This window comes from Undibacterium sp. GW821-FHT11H02 (assembly GCF_058808015.1).
In genome coordinates this window covers 1-10,530 of the sequence record NZ_JBXARG010000037.1, presented here as the reverse complement: position 1 = coordinate 10,530, position 10,530 = coordinate 1, and the positions used below count along the sequence as shown (strand labels likewise).

The 10,530-nt window shown below is 48.6% G+C and carries 9 protein-coding genes; 4 read left to right on the top strand and 5 right to left on the bottom strand.

The annotated features are described in order from the left end of the window. Positions 1-936 (top strand): IS91 family transposase (locus AC1RR2_RS20770; RefSeq protein ID WP_493224195.1); only part of this gene is annotated, 936 nt, incomplete at its 5' end. 686 nt (positions 937-1,622) lie between these two features. On the opposite strand, the gene AC1RR2_RS20765 is transcribed toward AC1RR2_RS20770, so the two are convergent. Beyond that, entirely contained in the window at positions 1,623-1,817 is a 195-nt protein-coding gene (locus AC1RR2_RS20765; protein WP_493224194.1) for a hypothetical protein, read from the bottom strand. A 174-nt stretch (positions 1,818-1,991) separates the two neighbouring features. After that, positions 1,992-2,372 (bottom strand): hypothetical protein, encoded by a 381-nt coding sequence (locus tag AC1RR2_RS20760; protein WP_493220968.1) that lies wholly within the window; start codon positions 2,370-2,372, stop codon positions 1,992-1,994. Between the two features lie 143 nt (positions 2,373-2,515). On the opposite strand from AC1RR2_RS20760, the gene AC1RR2_RS20755 reads away from it, so the two are divergent. Further along, complete coding sequence (locus AC1RR2_RS20755) at positions 2,516-3,505, top strand: integron integrase (RefSeq protein WP_493224193.1); 990 nt, start codon at positions 2,516-2,518, stop codon at positions 3,503-3,505. Positions 3,506-3,804: 299 nt separating this feature from the next. Then, positions 3,805-4,584 carry a rhombotarget lipoprotein gene (gene rhlP / locus AC1RR2_RS20750; RefSeq protein ID WP_493224192.1) on the top strand — a complete coding sequence of 260 codons (780 nt, stop codon included), beginning with the start codon at positions 3,805-3,807 and terminating at the stop codon, positions 4,582-4,584. A 158-nt stretch (positions 4,585-4,742) separates the two neighbouring features. Here rhlP and AC1RR2_RS20745 read toward each other — a convergent pair whose 3' ends face one another. The 3 genes from AC1RR2_RS20745 to AC1RR2_RS20735 form a co-directional block, all read right to left on the bottom strand. Beyond that, a complete protein-coding gene (locus tag AC1RR2_RS20745; RefSeq protein ID WP_493224191.1) occupies positions 4,743-6,659 on the bottom strand; it encodes a hypothetical protein in 1,917 nt (638 codons plus the stop codon). A 116-nt stretch (positions 6,660-6,775) separates the two neighbouring features. Continuing rightward, entirely contained in the window at positions 6,776-7,510 is a 735-nt protein-coding gene (locus tag AC1RR2_RS20740) for an alpha/beta hydrolase family protein (RefSeq protein ID WP_493224190.1), read from the bottom strand. A gap of 455 nt (positions 7,511-7,965) precedes the next feature. Continuing rightward, positions 7,966-8,886 carry a DUF6279 family lipoprotein gene (locus AC1RR2_RS20735; RefSeq protein WP_493224189.1) on the bottom strand — a complete coding sequence of 307 codons (921 nt, stop codon included), beginning with the start codon at positions 8,884-8,886 and terminating at the stop codon, positions 7,966-7,968. Positions 8,887-9,073: 187 nt separating this feature from the next. Between AC1RR2_RS20735 and AC1RR2_RS20730 the strand changes: the two genes are divergently transcribed. Continuing rightward, a complete protein-coding gene (locus AC1RR2_RS20730) occupies positions 9,074-10,396 on the top strand; it encodes a hypothetical protein (RefSeq protein WP_493224188.1) in 1,323 nt (440 codons plus the stop codon). The last annotated feature ends 134 nt before the right edge of the window (positions 10,397-10,530 follow it).

Sequence of the window (10,530 nt, the reverse complement as noted above, 5' to 3'; positions counted from 1 at the left end):
CCACATTCGTGCGGGCACCGATCCTGCCCGCATTGCCAAGCCCATGAGTCCCAGCGCTGGATCGAACAAGAGCAAGCAAAACTACTGCCCGTCGATTATTTCATGCTGACATTTACGTTGCCAAAAGAGTGGCGAACACTGGTGTGGCAGCATCAGAAATCACTCTATGATTTGCTCATCAAAACTGCTTGGAACACCATCAACACGTTTAGCCAGCATGATAAACACTTACAGGGCAATGCAGGTGCCATCGCGGTATTACATACGCATAACCGACGTTTAGATTTCCATCCGCATGTACACATGGTGGTACCTAGTGGGGCGATCAATACCGAGCAACAACGTTGGCGAGTTAAGCAAACCAAGTACCTCTTTCATCATAAAGCGCTTGCGAAAGTCTTTCGTGCCAAGATGTTGGACGGCATCACCAAACTAGGGTTCGTCGTACCAAAAGGAATCACGGATAAATGGGTGGTGGACTGCAAACAAGTTGGTAGCGGTGCCAAGGCGATCGCTTATTTAGGACGGTATTTATACCGAGGTGTCATCCAAGAAAAAGACATCCTCTCTTGCGATGATCAACATGTGCGCTTTCGGTATATCGATTCTAAAACCAAGACAACGCAAACCAGAACGGTCACTGGCGTGGAATTTTTACGTTTACTACTGCAACACATCCTACCCAAAGGCTTTCGTCGCGCCCGTAACTTTGGCTTCCTTCATCCCAATTGCAAACGACAAATCACCTTGTTACAAATCCTGTTGCGAGTCCAACGACCAGCGATCACACTGACGCCAAGACCGGTGATGATTTGTGCTTGTTGCGGTGGGATTAAGCGCATTCTAAAAACGCGAATTCATTCCCGAGCGAGCACCAATGCCAAGGATGTATCGATGCCAGATGTGGTTCCAACCAACAAGGGGATCGTGATGTAAGCACTCTGGCTTACCCCAAAAAAAACCGTCGAATGACGGCTAGATAAACTCGTCTTTACATTGAGAAAAACCAGCAAATACGCGGCAAACAAAGAAGGAGAAGTGAGAACATCAACTGAAAAACGACGCCAATTTCAAGCTCAGCTAGATCTCACCAAAGTCAAGACAGCGAAATGCAACCAAACAGTGCAAACAGGCAAAAGCTATTTGCATAAGCTATCCCCAAACACACGCAAATAAATCGGGCTCGTCCAACAAACGGTTCAGATCGTGGCCGCTTCGCGTCACGATCTAACCTTACTCGTTAGGCCTGCGGGCCGGAGAGGAAGCAGATGGACCGAGAGCAGACGATTGACCGGCTGTGGGAAAGCTCAAACCACGGCACGCGGCGCGAGGACGTTGTGGCCGCCTATGAGGCCGGAGTGGCCGCAGAGCGCGAGCGGTGCGCGAAGCTCCGGAGACTGCTGCAAGCCGCCGAGGTGCTATTTGCGCCGCTGTGCCGCGACTCCACGGCCATGAGCTGGTGCTACGAAGCGCGGGCTGCACTGGCTGAAACAGAGGGGCCTAACGTTGAGCTGAACGGAACAGCGCATAGAAGACGCCAACTGAAGAGCAGGTAGTTGAATAAATTGAGACCATTACAGCGCGACTATGCGCTGTGTCCGTCTCGGGCGTCAAGTTAGGTCTCACCAATGCAAGCCGCCGACGAAAAGCAACACGATCTGAGCGAAACAGGCGGCGACCAGAAGTAAGGCCAGCTGCTTTGATTGCCGGTGGCCTGCCTGGATGGCGCCAAGGATTGTAGCCACCAAGAGTAATGCCCCAATTGCGAGCCAAGCCCAGAGCGCCGTGACCGGAATTAGCTCGATCTTGCCGCTCATGGCACGGGCTGCGCCATCGACAGGTGACATGACAAGAGCTGGGAAAGCGCAGACGACTAGACCAATTGCAGCGACGCACAGTTTCCAACGTTTCGGATTCGAGAAAGTCATATTGTGAGGCCTAACGCCGAAATGACGAGATCGCCATGACGGTCATAAATTTAAGTGAAATAATCATTGGCGATTCTCCGTCGATTGACCGGTTAAAGCTTTGTCGCTGTGCCTATTCATCATTTTCTCTAACTTCCGTTTGTAAGTTTCAATACGCGATTCAAGCATACCGCAATAAAGCGCTGAAGCTGTTTTTCGATCCTTTTCACGTACTTTTATCTCGGCAAGAATTATTTTTTGTCCGGTATCGTCAATAGCATCTTCATCAAAGTATTTATCTCCCAGCTCATCAATACCTGCTTTGCATTCGGAAATTGCATTTTCAAATGCGCCAGACGTTTTAGCGCTCGCCCCCTTTTTGAGATGCAATGTAATCGAATTTAGATCTGCGCCTGTCGCATTTAGCAAAACGAAAAATAACAAGAAACCGATGAACCATTTCATATGAGCTTTAACGTGTTTTCCGCGACCGTTCGTCGAATAAAACCGGCACAGTTCGCATAAATGTTTAAAAAATATTCTTAAAACCCTTTTGCAGCAAGGCTCTTCATGGATATACTGTATATTTAATCAGTATTAAATTTTCTATGAAAACCGACACTGCAATCCCTTTGCATTCTACCAAGCTTCTGGATCGAGTCAAGGAAGCAATTCGGTATAAACACTATAGCGCCAGCACCGAACAAGTGTATGTGTATTGGTGTCGTTCCTATATTCGCTTTCATCAACTTAGGCACCCAAAAGATATGGGGGCGGTAGAGGTGGCGGCCTTTCTGAGCTATCTCGCCAATGAAAAAGCGGTGTCGGCATCGACGCATAAGCAAGCACTCGCCGCGCTGCTATTTTTATACAAACATGTTCTTCGGATTGATCTGCCTTGGCTTAATGCGATTGGTACGCCTCGTGCGAGTCATCGCTTGCCGGTCGTGCTGTCCACGGAAGATATCAGCACATTGTTTGCTCATTTGTCTGACGTGCATTTGTTATTGGCAAAGCTGTTATACGGTACAGGGATGAGGCTCAATGAGGCGCTCAATTTGCGCGTCAAAGATTTGGATTTTTCGAATCAGACTGTTACCGTGAGAGAGGGCAAAGGAAAGAAGGATCGCAGCTTGATGCTGCCAGTTGCGCTGTTGGATTTGCTCAATGCGCAGCTGGCGTTCGCCAATAGCATTTGGGCTAAAGATCGTGCAGGTAATGTAGTCGAGGTCGCTTTGCCGTCGAACATCGCTCGTCTCTATCCGACAGCGGGACAAACTTGGCCTTGGTATTGGGTATTTCCACAGGCGCGCTATACGAGAGATACAGCATCGGGCAGGAACGTTCGCGAGCATTTGACTGATCGTAGTTTTCAACGTGCTTTTACGACTGCAAAAGTACAGGCTGGCATCAACTTAGCCGCCACGCCACATACCTTACGCCACTCGTTTGCCACCCATTTGCTGAGATCAGGCTGTGATATTCGTACGGTGCAAGAACTGTTGGGACACGCTGACCTGAGCACCACGATGATTTACACACATGTAGGCAATATTCATGGCAATACTCGCAGCCCTTTGGATAGTCTCTACGAATAAGCTCATTGTCCACTCTTTTTTGCCGTCTTTCTCTGATAGACAAACTGCCTCTCCACTTCACCATCATGCACTTCTAGTTTCTTAACATGAGCTAGTCCAGTCGTTGACGCACCTTGCAACTGCATGGCACTTTTCTATGCAATATCAAGGCTCATTTTAAATGCAACTTGTTGACTCATTTGATGCAAATACTCAGATGCTACGCGAAGTATTAAACACTGAGACTTTGGATAAAGCTAGGGCTAGCTAAGTTAGTCTAGGCTAAGCTACGCGATCTATCTCACTACGCCCAGGACACTATGAAAACCTTCAAGTTTTTAAGCGCATTGACGGTCGTGCTATTCACCGTATTTTCCCTCAGTGGATGTGCAGGCATGGCCGGGCCGCGCGAATCGAAACAATCTGCCAGTATCGTTGACTACCTCTATCCGAAAGCAACACAAGCGCCACAACTTGCACCAGGCATCACCTATCTAAGACCCCCAGTACGCGTTGGTATCGCCTTCGCACCGAACGATCCCAAAGCACGCACACTGCCTGAAACAGAAAAGATCAAGCTCATGGAGCGCATTAAAGCAGCGTTTGCGGGACAAAGCTTCATCGGTTCGATTGATATCATTCCTTCGCAATATTTGCAGCTGGCGGGTGGTTTTGGAAACATGGAACAAGTCGCTCGCATGTTTAATGTCGATGTGATGGCGATGGTGTCCTACGACCAGATTCAATTCACTGACAGTAATTCGCTGTCCTTCTGGTATTGGACTGTCATCGGTGCCTACGTCGTGCATGGCAATGAGCACGACACCCAAACGATGCTGGACATTTCTGTGTTTGATGTAGCTAGCCGCAAATTACTCATGCGTGCACCGGGTACGAGTCAGGTGAAAGGCGGCGCGAGTTTATCCAACTTTAGCGAACGCTCACGCGCAGCTCGCACCGAGGGCTACAACAAAGCCGCCGATCAATTGATTCCCGCCTTGCAAGCCGAGATTGAAAGCTTCCGCGAACGCCTCAAAACCAGTGACACGATGCGGGTTGAACCTCGTCCCGGCTATCGAGGTAGCGGCAGTCCAGAGTGAAGTCTACATTACCTGTCATCATTCGCTTTAGTGATCTATCAGGACTGCGATTTGCTTTCAGGCTAGGTTCTGAGTTGACTGGCAAGCCACGAGGGCGAGGCCAGTCAACTTGCCAAGCGGGCACCATACCCGCGTCAAAACTTAGTGCCTAGTAAGCATCAGTAAATCGTTAGCGATTGCAAAAAAAACGCCAGCCGCCTGCCGTCTGGGAACTGCGGTGTCTTCGAGGGTTGACGTGGATATTCATGCTGCAAGCGAATATGCAACTCCGTGCCCGATGGAGCGAAAGAAATTGTCGGTGCCTCGGCCAGATTGTGCCAGCCGAGATCACGTCCATTGATACTAATTCGTGTGCGGCGATTCCCTTCAAAATAATGTCCTATCAACTTCATCCCTTTGACTTGTTTCGATGACCCCAAATGCAAGGTGATTATCGACTCGTCACCATCGGACCAAACGCCGTTCCACACACCGCCGCCATGTTCAATACCACTCCAACCTGAAGTCAACGTGATCAGATCGCTTTGTGAAAACGCGTCATAGCCTATCGTTTGTTCGGTCACACAGGCAATTTCACCATTCAAATACCGCCAGCCGTCGCCGGCAGACGTCATGTTAATGCCTGGATCTAAAGCGAGTGCACCACACAAATGCCGGTCAGATGCGCTGCTTTGCGCGTGAAACAACACTTTCTTAGATCCACCAGCGCCTTCAAAAATGAAATACCGTTCCGACGCAAGGTCGGTACCATCTTGATGCTGGGTTCGTTCAGCGAAAATCTCCGGCACGGGATTATAAAGATGGGGCGCATGACGTAACAGGACTCGAGCCAGAGGACTGTGTTCAATTTCGTTGTAGCTAAAAGCGCTGAGGGTGCAAAGGAATTGTAAAGACAAAGTCAGCAGTAACAGTGGCCGCTGAGCCTTGCGATTGTCGTGCACTAAATAAAAGAAAACGAATAGGAGGGGCATGCCACCCCAAAATGCATAGCGCATCAGACCTACAGCACCAGAATTCCAATTACCCGTGGTGAGCGCCGGCACAGCCAGTGCCATCGAAAACAGAATCGCTACAAGTAGTAGCGCCACTTTTTTGAATTTATCTTTAGCATCCGTGAAGGCAATACCCAGCATCAGCAAGATCGCCAGCCAAATGCCCAATTGACCGACTATCATGCCCTGATTAAAATCGAAGAAGATCGAAAAAAACCTTTGCCAGCTCATTAAATCCGGACTAGTGGCGACCTTGACGATAATATTAGGCACTGCGAAAGCCCAGTAATTAAAACCTAGCGTACTGATCACACCCAAAGCGCCCAGCCCGAGCGCCAACACCATACGAACCGAGAACTGCTTGCGGACATTCACAACAAAAGATAAATCCGCTTGATAGCTGATGACGAGCCGGCATAAGGGTAAAAACGCCAGTGCCAAAATAATGGGTGGGTTTTGCATGGAAGCCAGAGCAATTAATGCACAAGCCGAAAAATAACGCCCCCTCGCATAGAACAATATCGCCGCACACAAAGCAGCGGCGCTCATCGTCTCCGGTCCACTCCAATACAAATAATTAATGCCGCCGCAAAGAAAATAAATAACCAAAGCCAGCGCGGCCTTGCGGGCAGAATTAAAAAATTGAAAAAGACTAATACCTAGTATGAAAATAAAACTCAGGTTGACTACCAAAAAGCTTTCAAAAGGATACATTCCTACTGTTTGCAATACCTTAAAAGGCAGCACTGCCAAGGCCGAATAAGCAAAGAAATGGATAGCATAAACTTTATGGTCGCGGCCCAGAAAAAACCCCGGCTTAGGCACTTCTCTTCCGGCAGCAATACCATCAGCAGTCAACTGCAGATAAGCTTTGTGTTCAGGCATTAGCGCCTGTGCTTTTTGTACGTCATCGAGCCGGATATCAGGGGACCAATGGCTAGACAGTGCGACCGTCATTAAGGCGTATTCATCAATATCACCGCGCATGGAAGTACGCTTCACTGCGAACAAAAGCAAAAGGACTAGCAGCAAAACGATAGAAAATCTTTGCAGCGAAGTGAGTTGAGAAAAATGTTTAGCCATCGTTGGATCGATCAATTGGAGATTAGGGAGGAGAAATCATTGCTAGACAAAAAAATTCAAGTTGGCCGGCATTTTTTAATGCGCAAACTCTTTAAAGCAATAACTCAATTTCTTACTTAAGCAAGTGCCCGCAATTCAGCCACGACCGTAGGCCATGCCGCCGTTGCCGGATCAATCAATGCGAAATGACCGCAAGCAGGTAAGGACACCAGACGTGTCGCCGGAAACGCCGCGCAATACGAAGCAGCAACAGACGGCGGCACGATCTCATCGTCATCTCCTTGTATTATTGTTACCGCCATAGACGGCGCTGCTAAACACATAGGATTCACATCAGGACTATGCACCGGGTCTTGCCCTAAGAAGCGCTGCACCGCACCTTCGCCCAAATCCAAAGCATGTGCCATTTGTAAATCAGCCGCAGGTGCCAGCGCCAGTACGCCTCGCAAACCAGGATGTGCAGATTGTACAGCCGCCCACAAGACCAAATGACCACCCGCAGAATGTCCGACCAAGATCACCTGACCATTATGACTGTGCACTTGCGCTGGCAAAACCTCCAAAGCCTTTGCGACGTCGTCCAAGGTCACATCCGGCTGACCGGACACGCGCCGGTATTCCAAGGTCAAGGTCGTCCAGCCCGCCTCGACCAAGGCGCACGACATTGCTTCGGCGTGCGCACGGTCGTATTCTGGCTTCCAAAATCCGCCGTGGATTAAGACCAGCAAAGGGAGTTCGCTGCCATTACTTCCGTAACGGATATCGGCGATCTGATCCGCGTGATCGCCATAAGCTAAACTTAAGTCAGGTGGGGTGGCAGTGCGGCTTAGGATGGAGAGATCTTCTGACATATTGGTTTGAATAGTTAATGGCCAGATTCCGTGATGCTGTGAATGCTGACCTTAGGATTGCAGAATTGGGGGAAGGAAATTATCCTAGAAACGGCAGTTGACCGCTTCAAAGTTAAAGTAAGTTTTTGATTTATCGAAGGTTTCATGGGTATATTTGGCTCACCATTTGGGTGGCAACACTACAGGCTCGATTGCACACTTTTCCGCCCCTCTGGACTTCGTTACTCCTCCTATGAACATGGAGGTTCCGTCGTCGTCGCGCCTCGCCAGAGAGACGGAAAAATGCACACTCGAACCTGTCCAACTACCGTTTCTAGGATTATAAACGCTTAAACCTGAGATCGAAACGCTGCTGAGCCATTGCAGCTGAGTTTTCGGGTACAAGACCTTGTCCGCTATTCGGACGTATCAATCGCAAACCCCGCAGCAATTCTGCCTAGGACAACGAATTCAGCTCATTTTCGTGTCACCAAATACTTGGCATCATCAATCCAGTCCTGCAATTTGTTTTGTGCATGCGTTTTCTGTTCCTGCGTGGAAGCGCGGATGATAGTAGCGATCAATTGTTGCAGGGCGATACGCGCGGTCTCTGATTGCGTAGTTCGTTCGGCCTGTTCTGAGCCTTCATAAGCGGCTAAGATCACTCGCCGCACCATCGCTTGTGCGACTTCGCGGCTAGGCTTGTCATTCTGGATTTGTGTCAACAACTGCAAAACGCTTCGTTGACGCGTCATACTCTCTTCAAGCCATTGCGCATAGTTGGGTGGATGCTTGTCAAGGTAACGGGCGATAATCGCTTCTTGCTCAGAGCTCACGCTGCCAAGCCAATCATCGGCTTGCTTCACGAATTTTTTAAAACGCGCCTTAGCTTGTTTTTCTGGCGTCATATCCATGTATTTGTCGCGAAAGGCTTCGTTATTCTTTTCAAATTTGCGCGCCAGATAGGCTTTTTGCGACTCATCGAGCGTGAGTGCGAAATCAGTCAGCTCCGGCAATGCCTTAAGTAAAACGACTTGCGAAAATTGTTCAACTTGGCGGAACACCGTTTCAATCTCAGCGGGACCCGCGTTGGTGACAAGGGTAGCCTGCATCTGGGTCAATGCTTGTACGTATTGCGGCAGCTGGGTACTGCGGTGCCAGCTCAATAATTGTGCAATGTCTTGCTTGATCTTAGTTTTTTGCGAAGAGCGAAAATCCACATAGCCATCCAGCCACCAATAGGCCAAGGTGTCCGCATTGGAATAAGCAAGACGCACCGTGCTGCAGCTCCCCAATAAATTTAACAGCACCAGTAGGAACAGTACACGTCCCCAGCGATAAGAGCGCGCGAGCCCTGCTGTAGAACGATTCGAGTTTTGTAGTAAGCGTGTAGTCAAAGTGATCTCCCTATTTCAACCAACAATACACGAAATTACTTAGCCCTGTGCGCGGTCGTATTCTTATCCACAAAACCAAGAATGCTCGACACTGGCGTAGTTAAATGCAATAGCAATTTATTTACACTAAAAACAAAGGTAAAATGTGCATTCACGCCCCATGCATCCCATTTATGCGAGGTAGTTAATGCGTACCGCAATTCCCCAGCAAATCGGCACGAACCGACAAACATTTGACGTCCGTCCTTCCTCTTCTGCCGTTTCGTCTATTCAGGACACCCGCAGCCAGACCAAGCAAAACAAACAACGACAGTCACTTGCAGATAACAGTGATCAAGCACGACAACTTAGCTCGTGCCAAGAACAGATGCGACAACACGCCGCACCAGCGCTGACAGTCACCCAAGCGAATAGCCAGAATTCACCTATACAAATGGTCGGCGCAGGGACCTATTTAACGAACAAAGATTGCCATTTGCGTGACGACGAAAGAGAGGCAATCTTAGACCTCAAAATGGGTCAGGAGGTCACGATTGCTCGAGGTGCGCGTACCTGGAGATTTGCAAAATATGATGTTCTCGGGATCGGCAAAAAGGCGCATACCTGGGCAACAGTCGATGGCACTTCGGGCTGGATTTTGGACAGCGCCATCACATTGAAAGCATCGACCTCCAATTCCATGCCATCTAAGTCCGACCCGTTCATTTCTAGCGATTCAGAGGACGATAGACCAAATTTCTTTGGTTCACAATATAGCGGTGGGCAGCACCTCCTCATCGATGAAGAGAGCAGCTCTGAGGAGTTAAAAATAGAACCGAAACGCTCGCATCCTTTGGATAGATTGGGTCACTATTTTGACCCCAAAATTGCACCAGTTAAAGATGAGAATCGCATGGCCCTTGGTGGCAATGTTGGCTATGACCAGATCTACCAAAAAGACTACTCAGCAAATAAATGGGTAATCAAACCCATAGGTGGAAATCTCTGTAACCAAATAGATAAGCCCATCACTGGTAGAGATGCGTGGGTGCTCGATACCGATGGCATTTTACACGGCTCACAGGCGTTTAAAGAGGCAAAAGACTATGAGCGGTTTCAATACAAGGACATGGACTCCCACGAAAAAGCCTGTGTTAACAGTGCCATATGGGCGGGAGAAATGGAGGTTGCAGATGGTAAGATTGTATCGATCAATAATCAAAGTGGAACCTTCCATTTTGAATCTGAAGCCAACATTAATATCCTGACTTATTTACTCAAACACGAAATTATTAGCAAGGAACGAATCGACACACGTAGTTTGTCTATTGAAGAATGGCGGCAAACAGGTCTAGACCGCGAAGGTGAATTGCTACCATGGTTGGGATTCAAAAGAGCACCAAAGGAAAAGCCTTTCGATCAACAAGATGGCGAGACAATTGACTCACTTTCCATCAGTTCATCGAAGAAAAAAGATAAGCGACGCGATTCTTCTCATGACGGCATTTTTGATTTTGACGACGATCTGTAGGGTCTGTTGATCTATGTTTTAGTCAACAGACCCTAGGGCGTGTTGACATAATATTTCGGCATGCGAATGAGTCGAAATGAGCGCAGGGCTAGGCTAACGCTATGGGAAAGTTCCCTTGCAAGGGAACTTCGTTA